The 22,829-nt window shown below is 64.8% G+C and carries 23 protein-coding genes; 14 read left to right on the top strand and 9 right to left on the bottom strand.

Annotation, left to right across the window (positions count from 1 at the left end):
• Positions 1-11: 11 nt before the first annotated feature.
• From gcvH to Q362_RS0103555, 6 genes are all read left to right on the top strand, one after another.
• Entirely contained in the window at positions 12-407 is a 396-nt protein-coding gene (gcvH, locus tag Q362_RS0103580; RefSeq protein WP_028317572.1) for a glycine cleavage system protein GcvH, read from the top strand.
• Between the two features lie 3 nt (positions 408-410).
• Positions 411-1,745, top strand: a complete 1,335-nt coding sequence (gene gcvPA, locus Q362_RS0103575) for an aminomethyl-transferring glycine dehydrogenase subunit GcvPA (RefSeq protein ID WP_028317571.1) — start codon at positions 411-413, stop codon at positions 1,743-1,745.
• Positions 1,742-3,220 carry an aminomethyl-transferring glycine dehydrogenase subunit GcvPB gene (gene gcvPB / locus Q362_RS0103570; RefSeq protein ID WP_028317570.1) on the top strand — a complete coding sequence of 493 codons (1,479 nt, stop codon included), beginning with the start codon at positions 1,742-1,744 and terminating at the stop codon, positions 3,218-3,220. Before gcvPA ends, gcvPB begins: the two co-directional genes overlap by 4 nt.
• Before the next feature lie 19 nt (positions 3,221-3,239).
• The gene (gene lipB / locus Q362_RS0103565; RefSeq protein ID WP_245590146.1) at positions 3,240-3,956 is read left to right on the top strand and encodes a lipoyl(octanoyl) transferase LipB; all 717 of its coding nucleotides are present in this window, start codon (positions 3,240-3,242) and stop codon (positions 3,954-3,956) included.
• Positions 3,953-4,831: a lipoyl synthase gene (lipA, locus tag Q362_RS0103560; protein WP_028317568.1), complete on the top strand. Its 879-nt coding sequence runs from the start codon at positions 3,953-3,955 to the stop codon at positions 4,829-4,831. Before lipB ends, lipA begins: the two co-directional genes overlap by 4 nt.
• Positions 4,832-5,020: 189 nt before the next feature.
• Positions 5,021-5,995 carry a vitamin K epoxide reductase family protein gene (locus tag Q362_RS0103555; RefSeq protein ID WP_028317567.1) on the top strand — a complete coding sequence of 325 codons (975 nt, stop codon included), beginning with the start codon at positions 5,021-5,023 and terminating at the stop codon, positions 5,993-5,995.
• 4 nt (positions 5,996-5,999) lie between these two features.
• On the opposite strand, the gene Q362_RS0103550 is transcribed toward Q362_RS0103555, so the two are convergent.
• Positions 6,000-7,289, bottom strand: a complete 1,290-nt coding sequence (locus Q362_RS0103550) for an O-acetylhomoserine aminocarboxypropyltransferase/cysteine synthase family protein (protein WP_028317566.1) — start codon at positions 7,287-7,289, stop codon at positions 6,000-6,002.
• Between the two features lie 134 nt (positions 7,290-7,423).
• A complete protein-coding gene (locus tag Q362_RS0103545) occupies positions 7,424-8,803 on the bottom strand; it encodes a diguanylate cyclase (RefSeq protein WP_084312244.1) in 1,380 nt (459 codons plus the stop codon).
• Positions 8,804-9,113: 310 nt separating this feature from the next.
• On the opposite strand from Q362_RS0103545, the gene Q362_RS0103535 reads away from it, so the two are divergent.
• The 3 genes from Q362_RS0103535 to Q362_RS0103525 all read left to right on the top strand — a co-directional run bounded on the left by Q362_RS0103535 (position 9,114) and on the right by Q362_RS0103525 (position 12,268).
• The gene (locus Q362_RS0103535; RefSeq protein ID WP_028317564.1) at positions 9,114-10,070 is read left to right on the top strand and encodes an aldo/keto reductase; all 957 of its coding nucleotides are present in this window, start codon (positions 9,114-9,116) and stop codon (positions 10,068-10,070) included.
• A gap of 16 nt (positions 10,071-10,086) precedes the next feature.
• Positions 10,087-11,469 carry an ATP-binding cassette domain-containing protein gene (locus tag Q362_RS0103530; protein WP_028317563.1) on the top strand — a complete coding sequence of 461 codons (1,383 nt, stop codon included), beginning with the start codon at positions 10,087-10,089 and terminating at the stop codon, positions 11,467-11,469.
• 244 nt (positions 11,470-11,713) lie between these two features.
• A complete protein-coding gene (locus tag Q362_RS0103525) occupies positions 11,714-12,268 on the top strand; it encodes a gamma carbonic anhydrase family protein (RefSeq protein WP_028317562.1) in 555 nt (184 codons plus the stop codon).
• Positions 12,269-12,301: 33 nt separating this feature from the next.
• Here Q362_RS0103525 and Q362_RS0103520 read toward each other — a convergent pair whose 3' ends face one another.
• A complete protein-coding gene (locus Q362_RS0103520; RefSeq protein ID WP_028317561.1) occupies positions 12,302-12,598 on the bottom strand; it encodes an isoamylase early set domain-containing protein in 297 nt (98 codons plus the stop codon).
• Between the two features lie 285 nt (positions 12,599-12,883).
• On the opposite strand from Q362_RS0103520, the gene Q362_RS0103515 reads away from it, so the two are divergent.
• The 4 genes from Q362_RS0103515 (at position 12,884) to mnmL (ending at position 16,955) form a co-directional block, all read left to right on the top strand.
• Complete coding sequence (locus tag Q362_RS0103515; RefSeq protein ID WP_028317560.1) at positions 12,884-14,152, top strand: peptidase U32 family protein; 1,269 nt, start codon at positions 12,884-12,886, stop codon at positions 14,150-14,152.
• On the top strand, positions 14,149-15,222 hold the full coding sequence (locus Q362_RS18930) for a hypothetical protein (RefSeq protein ID WP_051553582.1): 1,074 nt from the start codon (positions 14,149-14,151) through the stop codon (positions 15,220-15,222). Before Q362_RS0103515 ends, Q362_RS18930 begins: the two co-directional genes overlap by 4 nt.
• Before the next feature lie 119 nt (positions 15,223-15,341).
• The gene (locus Q362_RS0103505; RefSeq protein ID WP_028317559.1) at positions 15,342-15,956 is read left to right on the top strand and encodes an FmdE family protein; all 615 of its coding nucleotides are present in this window, start codon (positions 15,342-15,344) and stop codon (positions 15,954-15,956) included.
• Between the two features lie 3 nt (positions 15,957-15,959).
• Positions 15,960-16,955, top strand: a complete 996-nt coding sequence (gene mnmL / locus Q362_RS0103500; protein WP_028317558.1) for a tRNA modification radical SAM protein MnmL/YtqA — start codon at positions 15,960-15,962, stop codon at positions 16,953-16,955.
• Here the strand turns inward: mnmL and Q362_RS21955 are convergent.
• The 6 genes from Q362_RS21955 to Q362_RS0103470 form a co-directional block, all read right to left on the bottom strand.
• Positions 16,926-17,714, bottom strand: a complete 789-nt coding sequence (locus tag Q362_RS21955) for a spermine/spermidine synthase domain-containing protein (RefSeq protein ID WP_051553579.1) — start codon at positions 17,712-17,714, stop codon at positions 16,926-16,928. The genes mnmL and Q362_RS21955 overlap by 30 nt on opposite strands.
• A gap of 180 nt (positions 17,715-17,894) precedes the next feature.
• Positions 17,895-18,233 carry a preprotein translocase subunit YajC gene (gene yajC, locus Q362_RS0103490; protein ID WP_028317557.1) on the bottom strand — a complete coding sequence of 113 codons (339 nt, stop codon included), beginning with the start codon at positions 18,231-18,233 and terminating at the stop codon, positions 17,895-17,897.
• Complete coding sequence (tgt, locus tag Q362_RS0103485; RefSeq protein WP_028317556.1) at positions 18,230-19,384, bottom strand: tRNA guanosine(34) transglycosylase Tgt; 1,155 nt, start codon at positions 19,382-19,384, stop codon at positions 18,230-18,232. The genes yajC and tgt overlap by 4 nt, the downstream gene beginning before the upstream one ends.
• A 21-nt stretch (positions 19,385-19,405) precedes the next feature.
• The gene (locus tag Q362_RS18920) at positions 19,406-19,828 is read right to left on the bottom strand and encodes an FKBP-type peptidyl-prolyl cis-trans isomerase (RefSeq protein ID WP_035215470.1); all 423 of its coding nucleotides are present in this window, start codon (positions 19,826-19,828) and stop codon (positions 19,406-19,408) included.
• Between the two features lie 165 nt (positions 19,829-19,993).
• Complete coding sequence (locus Q362_RS18915) at positions 19,994-21,058, bottom strand: phosphotransferase enzyme family protein (RefSeq protein WP_035215416.1); 1,065 nt, start codon at positions 21,056-21,058, stop codon at positions 19,994-19,996.
• A gap of 12 nt (positions 21,059-21,070) precedes the next feature.
• Complete coding sequence (locus tag Q362_RS0103470) at positions 21,071-21,418, bottom strand: nucleotide pyrophosphohydrolase (RefSeq protein WP_245590145.1); 348 nt, start codon at positions 21,416-21,418, stop codon at positions 21,071-21,073.
• 261 nt (positions 21,419-21,679) lie between these two features.
• On the opposite strand from Q362_RS0103470, the gene Q362_RS0103465 reads away from it, so the two are divergent.
• A complete protein-coding gene (locus Q362_RS0103465) occupies positions 21,680-22,774 on the top strand; it encodes a hypothetical protein (RefSeq protein WP_028317554.1) in 1,095 nt (364 codons plus the stop codon).
• Positions 22,775-22,829 lie beyond the last annotated feature (55 nt).

Genomic DNA, 22,829 nt, shown 5'->3' with positions numbered 1-22,829 from the left:
GGAGAACGTTTATGAAAGAGATCGAGGAATTGAAGCTGCCGGACGACATCCGCTACACCGACGACCACGAATGGGCCAAGATCACCGGCGACACCGTCCTGGTCGGGGTCAGCGACTATGCCCAGGACCAGATGGGCGACGTCGTCTTCGTCGAGCTGCCGGCCATCGGCGACACCTTTGCCAAGGGGGACGAGTTCGGCACCCTGGAGTCGGTCAAGGCGGTGTCCGAGCTGTACATGCCCATGTCCGGCGAGGTCATCGCGGTCAACACCGCACTCGCCGACTCCCCGGAACTGATCAATCAGCAGCCCTACGCCACCTGGATCGTCGAGATCAAGCCCTCCGATCCCAGTGAATACGGGCAACTGCACGACGCCGCCAGCTATCTTCAACTGCTCAAGGGATAAGCCATGCGCTACCTGCCGCACACCCCCGAGGAAATCGATGCCATGCTGGCCGCCGTCGGCGCGGCCAGTCTCGACGAGCTGTTCGCTTCGGTCCCGGCCGACTGCCGCATGACCCGCGCCTGGGACCTGCCCGCGCCCAAGACCGAATGGGAGTTGAACGACCACCTGCGCGCCCTGGCCGCGTCCATGGGGGTGAACGAACAGACGGCGGTGCTGGTGGGCGCCGGCAGCTACCACCACCATATCCCGGAAACCATCCGCGTCCTCGCCGGCCGCTCCGAATTTCTCACCGCTTACACGCCCTACCAGCCGGAAATGGCCCAGGGCACGCTCCAGGGGATTTTCGAGTACCAGACCCTGACCGCCCGCCTGCTGGGGGTGGACGTGGTCAACGCCTCGATGTACGACGGCGCCTCGGCCCTGGCCGAGGCCCTGCTCATGGGCTTGCGCATCGCGAAAAAGAAAAGGCGGGTGGCCGTGGCCAGGGCGATCCATCCCCATTACCGCGCCGTGGTCCGGGCCTATCTTGAGCCCGCGGGCTTCGAGATCGTCGAACTGGACACCCTGGACAGCGGCCGCACCGACCTGGGTGGACTCGATGCGCTCGACGACCTCGCCGCCGTGGCCCTGCAATCGCCCAATTTCTTCGGGGTGATCGAGGACCTGGACAGCGCGGCCGCAGCCATCCATCAGGCCGGCGCGCTGTTCGTCGCCTGTTTCACCGAGCCGCTGGCCTACGGCCTCTACAGGAATCCGGGCTCGTGCGGCGCGGACATCGTCTGCGGCGAGGGCCAGAGCTTCGGCCTGCCCCGCTCCTTCGGCGGCCCCAACCTGGGCATGTTCGGCTGCAAGGAGCCCTTCACCCGCAACATGCCGGGGCGGCTGGTCGGCGAGACCAGGGATGTCGAGGGCCGGCGCGGCTACGTCCTTACCCTGGCCACCCGCGAGCAGCACATCCGCCGGGAAAAGGCCACGTCCAACATCTGCTCCAACCAGGGCATCTGCGCCCTGACCGCGGCCATGTACATGGCCTCCCTGGGCGGCACCGGCATCCGGCAACTGGCCCGGCTCAATTACGATCGCAGCGAGTATCTCAAGAATCTCCTGATCAAGGCCGGGGCCAGGATCGTGTTTGCCGGCCCGACCTTCAACGAATTCGTGGTCGAGTTCGCCGCCGACTTCCGCCCGGTCCGCGAGCGGCTGCTGGCCAAAAACATCGTCGCCGGCCTGGAGTTGGGCACGCTCTATCCGGACATGGCGGGGCGTTATTTGTTCTGCGTCACCGAGACCATCGACAGACAAACCATGGACACCATCGCAGCGGAGGTGGGCGCATGAGCGCGACCAGTGAACCCCTGGGTACCGGCGGCCTGATCTTCAACGAACCCCTGCTCTGGCACAAGGGCAGGAAGGGACGGACGGGCATGTCGATCCCGGCCGGCGACGTTCCCGCCGCCGCCATCGACGATGCGCTCTTGGGCGAGCCCGTCGATTTTCCCGATTTGAGCGAAATCGACGTGGTCCGCCACTACACCCGGCTGTCGCAGTGGAATTTCGGGGTGGACAGCGGCATGTACCCGCTCGGCTCCTGCACCATGAAGTACAACCCCAAGACCAACGAGCGCCAGGCCGCCACCCCGGCCATCGCCGCCGCCCACCCGATGCTGGCCGACGAACTCTGCCAGGGCACCCTGCGGCTGCTCTTCGAGTTGCAGCGCTCCCTGGCCGCGATCACCGGTCTGGACGCGGTCTCCCTGCAGCCGGCGGCCGGGGCCCACGGCGAACTGACCGGCATGCTCATCTTCCATGCCTGGCACCGCCACCAGGGCGCCCAGCGCCGCAAGATCCTCATCCCGGACACGGCCCACGGCACCAACCCGGCCTCGGCGGCCCTGTGCGGCTACCAGGCGGTGGCCATCAAGTCCGACGACCGGGGCATGCTCGATCCGGCCCTGGTGGCCGAACTGATGGACGAGGACACCGCCGGGATCATGCTGACCAACCCCAACACCCTGGGGCTGTTCGAGGAACGCATCCGCGAGATCGCCGCCATCGTCCATGCCAAGGGCGGCCTGGTCTACGGCGACGGCGCCAACATGAACGCGGTGCTCGGGGTCATCGACGCCAAGCGCTGCGGCATCGACGTGCTCCATCTCAACCTGCACAAGACCTTCTCCACCCCGCACGGCGGCGGCGGCCCCGGCGCCGGCCCGGTCTGCGTCACCAGTGAACTGGAGCCCTTCCTGCCCGTGCCCCGCGTGGTCAAGGAGGGCGGCAGCTTTCGCCTGGACAGCGACCGGCCATTGTCGGTGGGCCGCATCCACGCCTTCCACGGCAACTTCGGCATCCTGGTGCGGGCGTACAGCTACATCCTCACCATGGGCGAGGCCGGCCTCAAACAGGCCAGCCGGCTGGCGGTGCTCAACGCCAACTACATCAAGGAACAGCTGAAGGATGTCCTCCACCTGCCCTACGACCGGCCCTGCATGCACGAGTGCGTTTTCTCAGACCTCAACCAGCAGGCGCAGAAGATCACCACCCTGGACATGGCCAAGCGGTTGATCGACTACGGCTACCACCCGCCGACCATCTATTTCCCGCTGGTGGTGCACGGGGCCCTGATGATCGAGCCCACCGAAACCGAATGCAAGGACGACCTCGACCAGTTCATCGCCACCCTCAGGACCATTGTCCGGGAAGCGGAGGAACAGCCGGACCTGCTGCGCCAGGCCCCGCACCGGACCAAGGTGCGGCGGCTCGACGAGGTGCAGGCCGCCCGCTGCCCTTGCCTGATCGGGCCGTCGGCGGGCTGACCGTCTCTGCCCTGTATGAATGATGATTGCCAGCCCCAGCCCCGCGGCCTGCTGCGACCTCGGCCTGATGGCCTACCCGGCCGCGCATGCCCTCCAGGTCGAACTGGCGGCGCGACGGCGGCAGGGTGCACTCGGCCATGACCTCTTCCTCTGCGTCGAGCATCCGCCGGTCTACACCCTGGGCCGGCACGGCAGCCGGGCGCATCTGGGCGAGGGCGAGGACTTTCTCCGGGAAAGGGGCATCGCCGTGATGGTGGTGGAGCGGGGCGGCGAGATCACCTATCACGGTCCGGGCCAGTTGGTCGTCTATCCGATCCTCGATCTGCGCCGCCGCCGGCTGGGCCTGCGCGACTATGTTTACCTGCTGGAGGAACTGATGCTGCGCCTGGCCGCGGACTGCGGCATCGCCGCCCGTCGCGACCCGCGCAACCACGGCGTCTGGGTGGGCGACAGCAAGCTGGGCAGCATCGGCATCGCCATCCGCCACGGCGTCGCCTTCCACGGCCTGGCGCTCAACGTCGATCCCGATCTGGAACCTTTTTCCTGGATCAACCCCTGCGGCCTCACCGGCATCGGCATGACCTCGCTGGCGCGCGAAGGCGGCCACGACTGCACCATGGCACGGCTCAAGGCGCTCCTGCCGCGCCACCTGGCCGATCTCTTCGCCGTCGACCTGCATTTCCTCGGCCGCGACCGTCTGCTGGCCGGGCATCTTTCCGTCCCGAACCAACCATGACCACCAAGCCGACCCAGGCCAAGCCCCGCTGGCTGCGGCGCACATTGCCCACCGGCCCGCAGTACGAGCGCATCCGCGCCCTGATCAGGGACCAGTGCCTGCACACGGTCTGCCAGGAGGCCATGTGCCCCAACCAGTTCGAATGCTTTGCCAAGGGCACGGCCACCTTCATGATCCTGGGCGACCGCTGCAGCCGCACCTGCTGCTTCTGCGCCATCGGCCACGGGCCGCAGGGAATGCCCGACCCAGCGGAACCGGACCGGGTGGCCGAGGCGGTACAGACCATGGGCCTGAGCTTCTGCGTCATCACCTCGGTGACCCGCGACGATCTGGCCGACGGCGGCGCCGCCCATTTCGCCGCTACCATCGGGGCGATCCGCGCCCGCAATCCCCGCACCCTCATCGAGGTGCTGATCCCCGATTTCCAGGGCGATGCCGACGCCCTGGAAACGGTGCTCGCCGCCCGGCCGGACGTGCTCAACCACAACCTCGAGACCGTGGCGCGGCTCTACCCGGCCGTCCGACCGGAGGCTGATTACCACCGCAGCCTGGACCTGCTGCGGCGGGTCAGGGCCATCGCCCCGGCCATGGTCAGCAAGTGCGGCATCATGGTGGGATTGGGGGAAACGGCCGAAGAACTGACCCGGCTCTTTGCCGACCTGCGCGCCACCGGCTGCGACATCCTCACCATCGGCCAGTATCTCCAACCCTCGCGGCGCCATCTGCCGGTGGCCCGCTTCCTGCCGCCGGACGAATTCGCCGCCCTGGAACGCCAGGCACTGGCCCAGGGCTTTTCGGCCGTGGCCGCCGCCCCCTTTGTCCGCAGTTCCTACCAGGCGGAAGCCCTCTACCGGCAAGTGAGACGCACCGGCTAGGACGCCCTGCGGAAAAAATCCGGCCGCGCCCGCTCCTTCCCCGTGGGATATCGACACCCGGACGCCCACATGAGGAAGGTTGACACTTCAGGGAGAATGCATCATTATAGGCCTTCCCGTGCGACAGCCACGGTTGGCGTACTCCGTGCGCACCGGCACAGTCGCTGATGCTTCAACTTCCGGAACACCATGCTGAAAAGAAAAAACAGAGCGCTCCAGTTCGGCCAGTTCCTCGCGCTGGTCGCCAGCCTGCTGGTTGCGGGTCAGATCGGTTTCACCCTGTACCAGGGGACGCCGTTTTGTCTGAATGACGGCTGCAAGATCGTGGAAAAGCTGACCAGGGTCTCCCCCCTGGTCTTCAATGCGGTGGGCCTGTTCTTTTTTCAGGTGATCTACTGGAGTCTGCGGGCGGCACGGGGCGAACGGCGCCGGCTGCCGGCCTTTGTCCCGGTCCTGCTGCTGGCCGCCCTCGGGGTCGAGGCGATCCTGACCAGTTTCCAGTACCTGGTCGCCCACACCTTCTGCGCCTATTGTCTGACCATCCTCGGGGTCATCGTCCTGCTCAACTGTCTGCTCGGATTCCGGCAGATCCTGGCCGGCACGCTGGTCGTGGCCACTGCGACCCTGGCCTTTGCCAGTCTCGATCTGCACCAGCCCGCCGCCGGCCAGCAGGCCTTCACCGCCGGGGTCTTCGCCAGCCGGACGGGCGTGAGCAAGTACCCCGAGCACTATCTGTTCTACGCCTCGACCTGCGCCCACTGCGAAAAGGTGATCGCCTTCCTGAAGACCAACGGCCGGGTCACCGTGCATTTCAATCCCATCGACCAGGTCCGCACCCTCGACCTGGCCAACGCCACCATTAACGCCGCTTACGCTCCGGCCTCCAACAAGGCCCTGTTGGCCGCCCTGGGCATCAGCGAGATTCCGGTGCTCATGACCAGAACGCCGGACGGCTGGATCGTCCGCCGAGGGGAAACCGCCGTGCTCGCGGCCCTCGACCTGCCCCCGCCAACCGAAACCGGTGGGCAGTCGGCAGCAGCCGCCATACCGGCAATGCCTCCCGCCTCCGCCGCTCCCCTCGCGATTCCGGGCCTGGACAACAGCGACGGCTGCCAGGTTTCCTCACCCGACTGCACCACACCCGGCCAACCGCCGGCCCACTGACGATTCATCCCGCCGTGCCGAGGGCCTGATCCAGATCCCAGAACAGATCCTCGGCATCCTCCAGCCCCACGCTCAACCGCACCATATCCGGCGTCACCCCGGCCCGCTGCAGTTCGTCCTCGCTCAACTGGCTGTGGGTGGTGCTGGCCGGATGGATGGCCAGACTCTTGGCGTCGCCGACATTGGCCACATGGCTGAACAACCTGAGGCTGTCGATGAACCGCTGCCCGGCCTCCCGGCCTCCCTTGATGCCGAAGGTGAGGATCGCGCCCGCGCCCTCGGGCAGATACCGCAGCGCCCGCTGGTGGCTGGGATGATCGGCCAGGCCGGGATAGGAAACCCAGGCCACCTGGCGATGCTCCCTAAGAAATTGGGCCACGGCCTGGGCGTTGGCTACATGCCGCTGCATGCGCAGGCTCAGGGTCTCGATTCCCTGCACGGTCAGCCAACTGTTGAAGGGCGAGGCGGAGATGCCCAGGTCGCGCAGCATCTGCACCCGGGCCTTGACGAGAAAGGCGGGCGGCCCGAGACTGCTGTAGATCAGGCCGTGGTAGGAGGGGTCCGGTTCGGTGAAGCCGGCGAACCGGCCGGAATCCCAGGCAAAGGTGCCCGCATCCACCAGGAGGCCGCCGATGCAGGTACCGTGGCCGTTGAGGAATTTGGTGGTGCTGTGGCTGACGATGGTGGCGCCCCATTCGATCGGCCGGCACAGGTAGGGCGTGGCCAGGGTGTTGTCGATCATCAGCGGCAGCCCGTGCGCCCGGGCGATGGCGCCGACCTCCTCGAAGGGAAAGACGATCAGGCCCGGATTGCCCAGGGTCTCGCCGTAGATCAGCCGGGTGGTGGGGCGGATGGCGCGGAGAAAGGAATCCGGTTCGGCGGGATCGGCGAAGGTGACCTCGATGCCCAGCTTGGGCAGGGTGTAGCGCAACTGGTTGTAGGTGCCGCCGTAGAGGCTGCTGCTGGAGACGATGTGATCGCCGGCCTGACAGAGGGTGAAAAAGGCCAGGGCCTGGGCGCCATGGCCGCTGCCGGCGGCCAGCCCGCCGATGCCGCCCTCCAGGTCCGCCACCCGCTGCTCCAGCACATCGGTGGTCGGATTCATGATCCGGGTATAGATATTGCCCGTCTCCTTGAGCGCGAACAGGTTGGCGGCGTGGGCGGCGTTGTGAAAGCAGTAGGAGGTGGTCTGGTACAAGGGCAGCGCCCTGCTGCCGGTCACCGGATCGACGGGTTGGCCGGAGTGGAGCTGCCGGGTGGCAAATCCCCATGATCGTTTTTTCTGTTCTGTCATTGGACACCTCCGTGTTCAAGAGCGGGGCGGCGGGACGACAGCCCGCCGCAGGAAAGAGACGCTGATTCGATGCCGGGTCGGTCGCAGAACAAGGCGGCCGGCGGCCACAACCCTTGGGCCGGGGCGTTGTCCGTTCAATCCGGGCAGCAGACCACCCGGTTGCGGCCGGCGCCCTTGGCAAGATAGAGCGCCTGATCGGCCAACTGCAACAAGGTCGTTGCCGAAGCGGGCCGGTGACCGTGCAGGGAGGCCACCCCAACGCTCACGGTGACCGCCCATTGCCGCCCCTGGTCGCGGAACCGGTGCGTTTCGACCAGGGTCCGTATTTTTTCGGCGACGAACCGGGCCGGCGCCAATCCCGTGTTGGGAAGGGCGATGACAAATTCCTCGCCGCCAAACCGGGCGGCCAGATCGCCCCGGCGAACATTCGCCTTCACCAGCGCGCCGATGGTTTTCAGCACATAGTCGCCAAAACCGTGGCCGCAGGTATCGTTGACCCTCTTGAAATGATCGAGATCAAAGAAAAGGCAACTGAGATCGCCCTGGGAGCGCTGCGCCCGGGCAAACAGTTCCTCGAAGGCTTCCTGAAAATAACGCTTGTTGCGCAGGCCGGTCAAGGCATCGTTGACCGCCTTGTCGTACAGGTTCCGGTTCATCTCCTCCAGATGGCACATGTAGCGGCGCAGGTTGAGATGCACCTGGACCCGTGCCAGCAATTCCTCGGCGATGAACGGCTTGACCAGATAATCGGTGGCGCCTGCCCGGAACATCCGCAAAATCGTCTGGGGTGCACCGGCAGCGCTGAGGGAAATCATGGGCAGATGTCCGGTTTCGGGGCATTGCCGGGTCAGGTGGATGAATTCGTCGCCGCGCATGACCGGCATGTCGAAATCGACGATGGCCAAATCCACCTCGGCACGCCCCTCCTTGATGAGCTCAAAGGCCTGGCGGCCATCTTCCGCCTCGAGCACCCGGAGGCCGATCTGCTCCAGGCAGGTACGGACCATCCGCCGAAGGGAGCGCTCGTCGTCGATGACGAGGGCAACCATGCCGGCAAAAGTGGTTTGCGGCCGCAGTACTTTGCTGACTGCCGCCGCAATGTCACCGCGAGCAAAGGGCTTGGAGATGAACTCCAGGCTGCCGAGGTGAAAACCACGGCTGCGGTTGTCGAAGGTGTCGTTGGCGGAGACGAAGAGCACCGGGATCCGGGCTTCCTCCGCTTCCTCGAACAACCCCTGCGCCTCCATTGCTCGTAGCTGCTCGCAGCAGGCGAACCCGTCCATCCTGGGCATGTCGATGTCCAGGAGGATCAGATCGGGCAACCGCTGCATCCAGCGGAGCGACGACAGGGCTTCCAGGCCGTCGTTGAAGGCGACGACGTCAAATCCCGCCGCTTCCAGCTCCTTCTGAATCACGGTCCGCATGGTGGAACTGTCGTCCACCACGACCACGGTTTGCGGTCCTGTCGTGTCCTTCTGCTGCTTTCCTCGTCCCGGCCCCGGTTGTCCCTTCATGGTCGCATCCTATCCGCCCCGCTGCGATGTGCGCTCGATTCGTCTGCACGGTTATTCGGATATTTTATGCAAAAAGAATCGTTCTACAAAAGGAAAAGTCGTGCCATCCCGGCCGGAATTGGTGCCGGAACGCCGGAAACGGATACGTCCCAGGCCGCAATCTCCATTTGACGGATGGGCGACGGCTTTTTATCTTTACAGCGCACCCGCCTTCGTTCCCGTGCGCCGCACCATCTTTTCGTCAACCCGGCGCAACCCGCGCCCCTGCCGGGCCGTTCCGCGCCTGGCCGGCACCACAAGGAGAATCACCATGCTCTCGTTTTCCTTCCGCAACGGCGACCGTCTCCCCGCCCTTGGGCTCGGCACCTGGAAATCAGCGCCCGGCGCGGTGTACGCGGCGGTCAAGGAGGCCCTGGCCATGGGCTATCGCCACATCGATTGCGCCCCCATCTACCAGAACGAACCGGAGGTCGGCCGGGCCATCGCCGAGGCCATCGAGGCCGGCATGGTGGCCCGTGGCGACCTCTGGCTGACCTCGAAACTGTGGAACAACGCCCACGCCCCGGAACAGGTCCGGCCGGCCCTGGAAAAAACGCTCGCCGACCTGCGCACCGATTCTCTCGACCTCTACCTCATCCACTGGCCGGTGGCCTTCAAACCGGGCGTGCTTTTTGCCCGCAAGAGCGAGGAGTTCGTTCCCCTGCCCGACCAGCCGATCATCGAGACCTGGAAAGCGATGGAGGCCTGCGTGGCTGCGGGACTGGTCCGCCATATCGGCGTCTGCAATTTCAGCCTCGCCAAGCTGGACGCCCTGTGCCGCCAGGCCGCCACCATTCGGCCGGAGATGAACCAGATCGAACTCCACCCCTACCTGCAGCAGCGGACCATGCTCGATTTTTGCAAGGAAAACGATATCCTGGTCACCGCCTTCTCGCCGCTCGGCTCCGGCGACCGGCCGGCCGCCATGAAAAAGAGCGACGAGCCGACCCTGCTCGACAATCCGGTGATTGTGCAACTGGCGGCCAAACATGGGGCCACGCCGGCGCAGGTGCTGCTTGCCTGGGGACTCGGCCGCCGGACCGTGGTCATTCCCAAATCGGTCCATCCGGACCGGATGCGGCAGAACCTCGCCGCCACCGGCGTGCAGCTCGACGACCGGGATAGGGCGACGATCGCCGCGCTCGACCGGGGTTTCCGCTTTGTCGACGGCTCCTTCTTCACCGGACCGGGATCGCCTTACACCCTGGCCACCATCTGGGACGAGTGATGCAGGCCCATTTGCCATGCTGGTGATCGAACAGCTTACCGCCGATGGACTGCGGATCGGGCGCTTCGCCGCCGGACCGGGCGAAGCCTGGTGCCTGGTCGGCGGCAACGGCTCGGGCATCGAGCAGTTCTGCGAAGTCGTCGCCGGGGAGGCGGTCGGCTGCCGCGCCAAGCGGCTGAGCCTGCCGCCGGATCTCGGCGTGCTGTCGTTCAAGCGGCAGCAGTCGATCTTCGAGGCCGAACTGCGCAAGGACGATACCGATTTCCTGGACCGGCTCGATCCCGGCACCCCGGCCCGCGCCTTTCTCACCGACATCGACCGCCACCGCCACCTGATCGAGCTGTTCGCCTTCGCCGGCCTGCTCGACCGGGGCTACCGCCAGTTGAGTTCCGGCCAGGCGCGCAAGCTCTGTCTCCTGCAGTTGATCACCAGGGGCATCGGCCAGCTGGTCCTGGAAAATCCGTATGAGGGGCTCGACCGGGCCAGTTGCGCCGAACTGGACCGGGTGCTGGCCGGGCTGCGGGACCAGGACCTGGGCCTGCTCGCCCTGGTCAACAACAGCGCCGATATTCCCGACTGGTGCACCCACCTCGCCGCCTTCCGGGACGGCACCATCGCGGTCCAGGGGCCGCGGGCCGAGGTGCTGGCGGAGGTGACCGGCTGGCTGGCGCACCAGCCGCCGCTCTTCCAGGTGACGGTGGAGGACTTCGGCCAGGACCGGCAGCCGGAAGAAACCACCGGCGCCAACCTGGTCACCCTGCGCCACGGTTTTGCCCGCTACGGCGAGGTCGAGGTGTTCGCCGGCCTCGATCTCACCATCGACCGGGACGATCACACCCTGATCACCGGTCCCAACGGCTGCGGCAAATCGACCCTGCTCCAGCTCATCAGCGGCGACCATCCGCTCTGTTACGCCAACGACCTGACCCTGTTCGGCCGGCGGCGCGGCAGCGGCGAATCGATCTGGGAGCTGAAACGGCGGATGGGCATCCTCAGCCCGGACCTCCACCGCAACCACCACGTCGCCGGCAGCGGGCTGGCCACCGTGGTCTCCGGGCTGTTCGACTCGATCGGACTCTACACCCGTCCCAGCGAGGCGCAGCTCCAGCTCGGCCGGCGCTGGCTGCAGCGGCTCGGCCTGGCCCACAAGGCGCAGCAGCCCTTCCGTCGGATGAAGTATGGCGAACAACGGCTGCTGCTGCTTGCCCGGGCCCTGATCAAGTCGCCGCAACTGCTCCTCCTCGACGAGCCGACCCAGGGGCTCGACGAGCCCAACCGCAAGGCCCTGCTCGATTTCCTTGCCGGCATTGCCGACAGGCGACTGACCACCATCGTCTACGTCAGTCACCGTCCCGACGAGTACCGGGAGTTCTTCCGGCGGCATGTCCGGTTCGCTTGAACGGGATTTTCCCGCCAAAGTCCCGGCTGACGGCACACGCGTGGAAATGAATTCCCTCTTGACACCGCCACGCCGTGGAGTTGTATTAAGGACGCTGGCGTCGCCCTTCCTCCGGGCCGGGCGGGACGGAAGGCCGGACCCGGTATTCGGTCCGGCGAGGAAATGAGGACGAAACAACAGATGTGATCGGGTGGAGTGCCCGGCCGGCTGCCCGGCGGCATGCGCCCTTCAGAGAGGAGAAACCATGATAGTGCCATACCGAGAGTATCAGCCCCAGGTCGGCAAGGGCGGCTGGGTCGCCCCCAACGCCACCCTGATCGGCGACGTGATTCTGGGCGAGGATGTATCGCTCTGGTTCGGGGTCATCTGCCGGGGCGATGTCCACCGCATCCGCATCGGCGCCCGGACCAACATCCAGGACCTCTCCCTGCTCCATATCACCCAGCACGAAGGGGCGGACCGGGACGACCGCGACGGCCATCCGACCATCATCGGCTGCGATGTCACCGTCGGCCACCGGGCCATTCTCCACGGCTGCACGGTGGGCGACCTCTGCCTGATCGGCATGGGCGCGATCATCCTCGACGGCGCGGTCATCGGCAACGAGTCGATCGTCGGAGCCGGTTCGGTGGTGACGCCGGGCAAGCGCTTTCCTCCCCGTTCCCTGATCATGGGGACGCCGGCAAAGGTGGTCAGGGAGGTCAGCGACGCCCAGCTTCTGGAGATGCAGGCCTCGTGGCGGCGCTATGTGGCGCTGAAAAACGAATACCACAAGACCGGGCTGGGCGACTGTTTTTAAGGCGGCCTACCGGCATGCCGCCGCCGAACGGCCTTAGAGGACCAGCACCGAGTTGGCTTCGCCGTATTCGTTGGGGGAGTACCCGTCCGCCTCGCTGTCGTTGACCCAGACACCACCGTCGAGCACATAGCGAAAGCAGTAGGACCGGCCGGTCGGCAGGGAGAGCGTGGCGGAAAAGCTGCCGTCCTTGAGCTTCTTCATGGGCGTCTCCCGCAACGACCAGCCGTTGAACTCGCCCGCCACCACGGCGGTTTCCGCCAGTTCTTCGTTTTCGTACTTGAAGGTGACACGGCAGACAGCTCCGGTTCTGGAATAACTTTTTTTCAGCATGGGATCTCCTTGCCCGTCAAGGGCGCTTGACTCGAATCGTGGAGCAACGCGGCGGTATTCCGTCAATAATATATCAGTGAACAACCCGGGGCAAGCACTATCTCCACCTGCGGCAATCCTCGAACATCCGCAGAAAACTCCCGGCGCGGCAAATACGCGGCCTTCACGCCGCCCCGCCGCCGGGGACACCGTTCCCCTTGTGCGTGTTCTTCCCGCTTTCCCGGCGGGCGGCCCATTGCCCCGCCCCCCCTCTCTTCTTTCCCATCTTGTTGCGCACCCATGGCCATGACCACTTTCCCCGCCGGCCAGTCCGGCCCACGCCTGCCCGAACTGCTGGCCCCGGCCGGCAATGCCGAAAAACTGATCACCGCCGTCCATTACGGCGCCGACGCCGTGTATCTGGGCGGCAAGGCGTTCAGCCTCCGCGCCCGCGCCGCCAATTTCGACGAGGACGGCCTGCGGTGGGCGGTGGCCTACGCCCATGAGCGCGGCGTCAAGGTCTATGTCACGGTGAACATCTTTGCCCACAACCGCGACCTGGAACACCTGGAGCCCTATTTGCTGCTGCTGCGGCACATCGGCATCGACGGCTGCATCGTCGGCGACCCCGGCATCCTCGCCACCGCGCGGCGGCTTGTCCCCGAGCTGTCGCTGCACCTGTCCACCCAGGCCAACGTGACCAACACCGCCAGCGCCCGTTTCTGGGCCGAACAGGGGGTGCGACGCCTCAATCTCGCCCGCGAGCTCGGTCTGGCCGAGATCCGGGCCATACGGGCCGCGACCCCCATCGAGCTGGAAGTGTTCGTCCACGGCGCGCTGTGCATTTCCTATTCGGGACGCTGCCTGCTCAGCCAGTACCTCACCGGCCGCAACGCCAACCAGGGCGATTGCGCCCATCCCTGCCGCTATGCCTACGCTGTGGTCGAGGAAAAACGGCCGGGCCAATATTTTCCGGTTGAGGAAGACCAGCACGGCACCTATATTTTCAATTCCCGCGACCTGTGCCTGCTGGACCGGCTCCCGCTCCTGATCGATGCCGGCGTCGACGCGGTCAAGATCGAAGGACGGATGAAATCGGCGGGCTACGTGGGGGCGGTGGTGCGGCTGTACCGGTTGGCCCTCGACTGGATCCGGGAACAACTTTTTTCCGGCCAATCGCCAGTTAGCCTCGTGCTCCCCGAAGCTTTTCACAAGGAATTGAGCAAGATCGGCACCCGGGGCCGAACAGAAAACTTTTTCGCCGCCAGCCCTTCATCCGGCGACATGTTGTATGATAGAATGAGATTCGAACAGAGGTTTGTGCCGGTCGGCATCATCCGCGCCGCCACACCCTTCCTGATCGAGACGCGGCATGCGATTGCCGTTGGCGACCGGGTGGAATATCTGGGCCGGACCATTGAGCCGGAAACGGCGACAGTCAGCGCCATCCGCCTGGAAGACGGCACGCCGGCGCAGCGGGCGAATCCGGGCAGGCGGGTGCTCCTGCAGACCGAACCGCCCCTGGCAACCATTGAGCCGCACGCCCTGCTACGCAAACAGATAGAGTCCGCATGAAACCTTTTCTCAATGTCCCCTTTCTCCCGGAGGGCAGATACATCGATTTCCTCGGTCACTGCGTCGCCGACCTGGACAGCGTCCACTTCAGCCTGCTGCACAGCCGGGCCCTCGACAGCCGTATCCGGATCGAACCGGTCATCGTCCAGGCGGCCATCATTGCCGGGCTCGAGCGGCTGCGCGGACCGAGGAAATACGCCCTGCTCAACAGCCGCTTCTATGCCCCCGATCTACTGACCGACCACGGCGTCATCGAACCGCTCCTTCGCAGTCTGGACCACTGTCTGGACCGTGGAGTGATCGACGGCATCGTCTACTGCGATCATTACCTGCTCCAGGTCATCGCCGACCATGCCCCGGAAATCGCCACCCAACTGGAAGCGGTGCCCAGCGTCAACACCATGCTGGACTCCGTGCGCAAGATCGAGGCGCAACTGGCCTATATCGGCGAAACCGGCTTCAGGCTCCCCGGCAAGGTCATCCTCGACCGCTCCCTCAACCGCGACCTGGACGAGCTGGCCCGGATCTGCCTGACCATCCGCCGGAGTGTCCCCGGCCTCAAGCTCGAGGTGCTGGCCAACGAGGGCTGCCTGCCCTATTGCCCCTTCAAGCTCTCCCACGATGCCTACATCGCCCTGGCCAACATGGAGGGCCGGGACCAGACCCGCCACCTCAACTGCGACATCGGCTGCATGCGGCTTCTGGACGAACAACCGTACCGGTTGCTGCAATCGCCCTTCATCCGGCCGGAGGACATCGATCTCTACCTCTACCACGTGGACACCATCAAACTCTGCGGCCGCACCCTGGGACCCGATTTCCTGATCAACGCCATCACCGCCTACCGCCGCCGGCGGTACGACGGCAACCTGCTCGACCTGCTGGATGCCATGGCCTGGCTGGCCGATCGTCTCCATGTCGACAACAGCCTGCTGTCGTTCGACTTTGCCAACATGCTCTCCCAATGCGACAGCCGGTGCGACCGCTGCGGTTTTTGCCGGGAATTGTTCGATGCCATTGCCCATCCCCTGCCCCTGCTGATCAAGGACCTGCGCGCGACTGCCGATTGACAGGGGGAACCGCCACGGGTAAGGTGCGGTCTCGTCCGCCCGGCCCTTCCAGCTTCATGCGGACCGGCGGGCGAAGGGCTCACGGCATCGGCCCCCCTGACCTTTTGTGACGGCGAGAAATGGAATCATTTGAACAGTTGTTGGCTGAATCGGCGCGCATTCACGGCCATATCTGCGCCGGCCAGGTGATCGGCGTGCGCATGACCATGGCCGCCCTGGAGCGGATCGGCATTGCCGATCCCAAGGGCGCGGACCGGAAAAAACTCTACGTCCTGGTCGAAATCGACCGTTGCGCCACCGACGCTATCCAGTCGGTCACCGGGTGCAGCCTGGGTAAACGCTCGCTGCGCTGGCTCGATTTCGGCGTCATGGCGGCCACCTTCGTCAACCTGGACAGCCGCCGCGCCGTCCGGGCCGTGGCCCGCGAGGAGGCCAGAGCCTTGGCCGAAAGCTATTGTCCGGACGTGGCGGACAAATACCAACGCCAATTGCAGGCCTACAAGGTCATGCCCCTGGACGAGCTGTTCACCTTTCAGGAGGTCGAGGTGGAGATTCCGGCATGCGCCCTGCCGGGCCGCCCGCTGCGCCGGGTCCAGTGCGACCGGTGCGGCGACTGGGTCCAGGATTGCCGCGAGCAGGAACACAACGGTCGCACGCTCTGCCGGGCCTGCGCCGGCGAGCGCTATTATCGGGTGATCGACCGGCCGGACCCGCTGGTGGCTCCCTCCTCCTGAGCGATGCCGGCCGCCGCCGTGGAGGTCAAGGACCGTTCCACCCCCTTGATCGCGGACCGGCCGCGCATCCGCACCTTCAGCATCGACTGCCGCGAACGGTACGGCCAGGCCATCGGCAAGATCCCGCTCGACCTGGGCCGTCCCTGCCCCAACCGGAGCCGGGGCGGCTGCCTCTTCTGCCGGCCGGCCAGCTTCACGCCCCTTTCCCTGCGCCCCTCCGACAGCCTCGACCAGCAGATCCGCCGAGGCAAACGGCTTCTGCTCAAGGGCCGGTTTCGCCACTACCTCGCCTATTTCCAGCAGGAAACCCCCACGACCCTGGCCACCAGCCAACTCAGTCCCAAACTGGCCCAGGTCCTCGCCGACCCGGACTGTCTGGGACTGATCCTGTCCACCCGCCCCGACGCCATCGCCGCCGATCTGCCCGCCGCCCTGGCGCGCCTGGTGCGGGACTGCGGCAAGACCTGCCTGGTCGAACTGGGCCTGCAATCCATCCATGCCCAGAGCCTTGCCCTGCTCAACCGCAACCACAGTTTCGCCGATTTCCTCGCCGCCGTGGCCAAACTGCGCGCCGTGGCCAACCTGGAGATCGGCGCCCACCTCATGCTGGGCATTCCGGGGGAGACCGAAGCGGACATGCTGGCCACCATCCGGACCGTCGGCGCCCTGCCCATCCAGGCCCTGAAACTGCACCATCTCCAGGTCATCGCCGGCACGCCGCTCCACGATCTCTACCGGCAGGGACAGGTTTCGGTGTTCGACCGGGACGACTACCTCGAACTGCTCCTCGGCCTGCTCCCCCGCATTCCGTCCCGCATCACCCTGCATCGACTCTGGGCCACGGCCCATCCCGACCTGCTGGTGGCGCCGCAATGGCACTGCCTGGCCGCAGAACTCAGCCGGCAACTTGCGCAGATGATGGAGGAGCGGGGAATTCGGCAGGGACAGGCGGTGGACGGCCGGGCCGGGTCAACCGAAGAGACGCGCCAGCAGGGATGACGAGCGGTTGGTCCGGCGCAACCGCTTGAGGAAGGGCACGAAATCGATGCCGTAGCGCTGGCGGAACTCGGCGCCGCGTTTCCGCGCCTTCTTGATCGCCGCCCAGGGAATATCGCCGGCAAAGCCCAGCAGGACGGCGTTGCTCCGCTTGCTGACCTGCATCCGCAGCAGCCGGCCGGCGCATCCTTCCCAGGCCGCGCGCACGGCCTGCTCGTACAGCGGCCGCTCGCCGCTCCACAGATTCACCGCCAGCACGCCTCCGGGATGCAAACGGGCCAGGAGCTGTCGATACAGGGCAGGATCGAACAAAACCGGCGCCATGCACCCCGGTCCGAAGATGTCGAGAAAGGCGATATGATAGCTGGCGGGGGCATCGGCCCGGAGGAACGACAGCGCATCCCGATGGACGACCCGAAGCCCTGCTGCCTCCTGCGGCAGCCGGAAGGCGCGGTGGGCCAGTTCGATCACCAGCCGCTCTTTTTCCACGACATCAATCCGGGCCCCGGGGTGATGGTGAAGCAGGAAATGCGGCAGGGCGCCGCCTCCCAGACCGACGACGAGAAAGGATTCCGGCCGGGGATGGAGCAGCAGCGCGGCCGCCATCCACTGGGTATAGGCAAGCTGCAGTTCCCAGGGCCGACGCAGGTCGATGCTGGTCTGGCGCTCCTCGGTGCCGAAACGCAGGCTGCGGACACCGTCCTCGTCGGTGATCAGCACCGGGTGATCGCCGGTCGAACCGCTGTACACCAGCTGACGCATCGGATATCCCCCGACAAAAAAGGCCGCACAACCGAAAGTTCGGTTCTGCGGCCATCAAACAGCCCTATTGGATTCCACCTGCCCGGAGCGATCCGCCGGGACGCGATCACCAGCCGGAGGCAGCGCACAATGTCAGGTCGTTTTCATGCACGATGAAAATCAGTTGCAACCACCGAGCCTTCAGCCACCGCTCTTGGCCGGGGCCTGCTTTTCGGCCTCGGCGGCCGAACCGGCGATGGCGCTGCGGCTCACCTTGATCCGCACGTTCTCGGCGACTTCCAGGGTGACGACCGTGTCGGTCAGGCCGGCGATCACCCCGTGGATGCCGCCGCCCGTGATTACCCGGTCGCCCTTTTTCAGGTTGGCCAGGTAGTTCTGGTGCTCCTTGGCCTTTTTCTGCTGCGGCCGGATGAGCAGAAAATAAAAAACGATAAAAATGAGAATCAGCGGCACGAATTGGGCAATGCTCGCCATTCCCGCAGGTGCCGCCGCGTCGGCGGCCCAGGCAACTCCACTCATGTACGTTCCTCCGGTTCAACTTGATGTTCGGCCGACGGTTCGGCCCGTTGCTGATAAAAGGCATGGCGGAAGGCAAGAAACCGGTCCGCCCGGATCGCCTCCCGCATCTCGGCCATCAACGTGCAGTAGTAGTGCAGGTTGTGGATGCTGTTCAGTTGATAGGCCAGGATCTCGCGGCTCTGGAACAGGTGGCGCAGATAGGCGCGCGAGAAGTGGCGGCAGGTGTAGCAGCCGCAGGTTTCGTCCACCGGTCGCTGGTCCTGCTGAAAACAGGCGTTTTTTATAACAAGTCTGCCCTGCGAAGTAAAGAGCATTCCATTGCGGGCGTTGCGCGTGGGCATGACGCAGTCAAACATGTCGATGCCGTGGTACACCCCTTCGACCAGGTCCTCCGGCGTGCCCACGCCCATGAGATAGCGGGCATGGCCAGCCGGCAGTCGATCGGCGGTGACGGCCAGCAGTTCGTGCATCAGTTCCTTGGGCTCGCCCACCGACAGCCCGCCCAGGGCATAGCCATCGAAACCGATCTCCACCAGTTGCTCGATCGCCTCCAGGCGCAGATCCGGGTACATGCCGCCCTGGACGATGCCGAACAGGTGCTGGCCGGTTTCGCTCTGCACGGCCCGGCATCGCCTGGCCCAGCGGGCGGTCAGGTCGGTGGCCCTGGCCGCCTCGTCGCGGCTCGCCGGATAGGGGATACAGGTGTCCAGCGCCATCATGATGTCCGCGCCGAGCGCCTCCTGGACGCGGACCGCATCCTCGGGGCTGAGGAACAGCCGGGAACCGTCGAGATGGGAGCGGAAGGCCGCCCCCTCCTCGGTGATCTTGGCCAGTTCCTGGAGGCTGAAGATCTGGAACCCGCCGGAATCGGTGAGAATGGGCCGGTCCCAGTGCATGAACCGGTGCAGGCCGCCGAAGGTGCGGATCAGCTCGTGGCCGGGCCGGATGTAGAGGTGGTAGGTGTTGCCGAGGATGATCTGGGCGCCGATATCGACCAGGCTCTGCGGGGTCATTGCCTTGACCGTGGCCTGGGTGCCCACCGGCATGAACACCGGCGTGGCCACGGTGCCATGAAGGGTGGCCAGCTCGCCGTACCGGGCCTTGCACTCGCTGGAGCGGCCCAGCAGGGTAAAGGGAGAGGCAGCGGTCATGGCAGAAGCGACGCGTTGAACTTACTCGACACTGAGGATGGTGATCTCGAAATGGAGGACCTCGCCGGCCAGGGGATGGTTGAAGTCGATGGTGGCGGTGGTCGCGCCGACCTCGGTCACCACACCCTGCAACTCCTGTCCCTGCGGGCCGACGGCGGTGAGCGCCGCGCCCGGTTGCCGCGCTTCCTCGGGCAGTTGCGTCAGCGGCACCTCGATCAGCGCCTCCTCGATGACCGCGCCGTAGCCGTCCTCGGGCGCGACGCTCACCTTGAACGAGTCCCCGGCCTTTTTCCCTTCCAGGGCCTGCTCCAGGCCGAAAATGAGCTGCTCCTCGCCCTGAACGAAGGTGAGCGGTTCAGTGCCCACGTTGGATTCCACGGTTTCGCCGCCGTCCAGGGTCAGGGTGTAGGTAATGGCCACGGTGCTGCCTTGACTGATGATCATGGTGTCCTCGCGAAAAAGTAACCGGCCGGGACGTTCCGGACCGGCGGCCGTGGTCCGCCTGCAAGGCGGTGACAGCGTGCGCACAGCTATAGCCTGCCCGGTGGACAATTGCAAGACCGGTCTGGACCGCGGTTCCGGTCCATTCACCGACGGAATCGGTACCGATCAGGGCAGCAGACCGGCCAGCCGCCGCTCGAGATCGCCCCGCTGCCAGCAGATCGAACGATTGAGATGGAACTGGACCAGGGCCCGGTGCAGGTTGTCCCCGTGCCGGCTGACCTTGAAATAGCGGTCGCCCTCCAGGTGGTCGGTGAAAAAGCGCAGGCCGAGTTCGAAGCTGATCAGAGCGGCTGCCACCACCAGCAGCTCCCGGTCCGCCGGTACCAGCAGATGGGCGGCCCGGCGCAGATAGCCGCTCATCAGGGCCTGGAACATGTCCGGGTCGAAGACGATAGCCTCCGGGTCGGCCCCATGCTCGCCCACACGGTTGCAGCAGGAGCGGAGGCAGTCGCCCAGGTCGTGGAGCACCAGGCCCGGCTTGACGGTGTCGAAGTCGATCAGGCTCACCGCCCGGTCTGTCTCGGCGGCAAAAAGGAAATTAGCTGCCTTGGGATCGCCGTGGATCACCCGCCGGCTGAGTTGGCCCCGTGCATTTTCGAGGAACGTCGCCGTCGGTCGCAGGGTTGCGACGATCTCGCGGCAAAAGGTTTCCCGTTTGTCGTTGGTCCGGGAGTGTTTCCGGCAAATCGCATCGTAGTGCGCCAGATAGCGGGGCGTGACGTGGAAGTCGGGCAGCGGGTCGGCCAGGAGATCGGGATCGAGATCGGCGGTCAGGAGATGAAAGGCACCCAGCAGATCGCCGACCGCCTCGGCCTGGGCCGGAGTCACTAGGCTGGCCAGGGTGCGGGTGCCATCGATGTGGGTCAGCAGCCGCCAGCAGCAGCCGGCGGCATCGATGCAGTGATCCCGGCCGTCGGGGGCGGCCACCAGCCGGAAAAAGGCGAGGCCGGACGCGGCGGCGCGGGCAAGATGGGCGGTCACCAGCCGGACATTGGCCATCACCGCCGCCACATCTGGGAACACATGGGGATGGAGCCGTTGCAGGACCAGGCGCCCGCCGCCGGCCAGCGTCACCCGCCAGGTGTCGTTGACGTTGCCCTGGCCCAGCGGCTCAATAGAAACGACGGGCTGGTCCGGCAGGAAAAACGCCAGCGCGGCGCGGGCATCCATGGGCGGGTGGACTCAGCGCGGCGAAATGGCGGGATATTTCTGCGCATTGAGCGCCATCTTCTCCGCCGCCGCGGCCAGCATGTCGATGCCCAGCTGATCGGCCAGGCGGGTCAGATAAATGAGGACGTCGGCGATTTCGTGGGCCACTTCGGCCCTGGTGGCCGACGGCAGGTTGCGGCTCTCCTCCTGGCTCAGCCACTGGAAGTGCTCCAGCAGCTCAGCCGCCTCGACGATCAGGGCCGAGGCCAGATTTTTCGGGGTATGGGCGGCATCCCAGTCGCGCTCGCCGGCAAAACGGCGCAATTCCAGAGCGAGATCCTGCAAATCGGCAATCCGGTACGGTGCTGGTGCGTTGGCCACGGCATTCCTCCTGTGTGAAGCAAACCGGGCCAGCGTAGCGCAACCGCGTCCGTTTGTCATCACCGGCGATGCGTCAGCGGGCAAAGTCGTAATCGTTCTGGAGCATGATTTTTCTCGACCCCAATTCTGCTGGGCTGAAAGCCTGAAACCTGCCATAATTAAAAATATTGTCTGCCACTCTGCTCTCAGCGGGGGAGAAGAGATGTTTATTTTGAGGAATAAGCGGAACACCTAATCTGGAGACTTCTTCTAAGATCGAAAATGAGCAGAGATATTTTACTGAATACGGCGAACAAATATCTCATGGATGATATTGAAAACGCTGTTCATCCTGGCGGACGGTTCGCAATTATTCTCGAGAAACTCGAAACCAATGGAAAACTTTCCACCGTGCTTCTGAAGTTTTTGCATCACAGAGGTTTTCATGCGCTCCATCGCTTGGCGGCTGGAGAGCTCGCTTTTGTGGACTATCTTCCGCTGGCTCGCGAAGAACAGGACGAAAGGCGGGCAGCGGCGGAGAAAGAGGCATGCCGGATCAAATTCCTCGCCGAGGCTGAGGAAGCGGAACGGGAACGTCAAGATCGTGCGCGACATGAGCGATACGAGGCGGAGCAACGCGCGCGGATGGAAGAGCAGCGGGCGCGGATGGAAGGCCCACGTTATCAGGCTAAAATCCGTGAGCGCGAATTACGGCGGCAATACGGGCTGGATGCATTTATCGATCCTAAAAACTACCCCAAGCTTATGGGCTTGTTGCGCAACCTCGACAAGGGATCTCGGATTTCAGCAGAGGAGTTCCTCTGGCTGTCAACTCAAGACGACGATACCTATGATTGTTATCTGACAGAAGAGTTAGCAAAACGCTATCATCTTATCGAAGCAAAATATTTGGCCGCAGAGTTCAAGCGAACAGGTGATCCATGGCAAGCAGTCAATGCGAGTTCACATTTCCGCAAATGTGACAAACCCCAACAGGCAGAACAACTTCTTGGCAAAATTGAGATTTCGAGGCTCAAGGGTACAAAATTGCAATCGGCACTTTATACAACGCGCGGTGGCGCAAAACGCGATTTACGTGCATTCGATACAGCACTTGAACTTGGCCATCGGGCGCACGAATTGACGCCTCGCGACTTTCGTCCGTGTACGCTTCTGGGGGCCGTGTATTACGAGCAAGGCAACTGCGAGCAGGGCAAAACGTGGTATGGCAGGGCCGTAGAGCGGGGTTTCGAGGAATCACAGGTTGACAATGAGTTAAAAAGCATTTTCCGACGGCTTGATTCAGACAAGCAAGACGCGATGCGCGGACATCTGCTCTCTTTGGACCCAAAACGCTACCAATGGGCCAAGAAATGACGAGGAATTTTTTTTTGTTGCGTCAACCCCTATTCACACAACTAACACCCTGATG

Origin of the sequence: Desulfobulbus elongatus DSM 2908 (genome assembly GCF_000621145.1) — a bacterium.
Lineage (GTDB): Bacteria > Desulfobacterota > Desulfobulbia > Desulfobulbales > Desulfobulbaceae > Desulfobulbus > Desulfobulbus elongatus.
The sequence above is the reverse complement of the archived record's forward strand: the minus strand, read 5'-3'. Positions and strand labels throughout refer to the sequence as shown.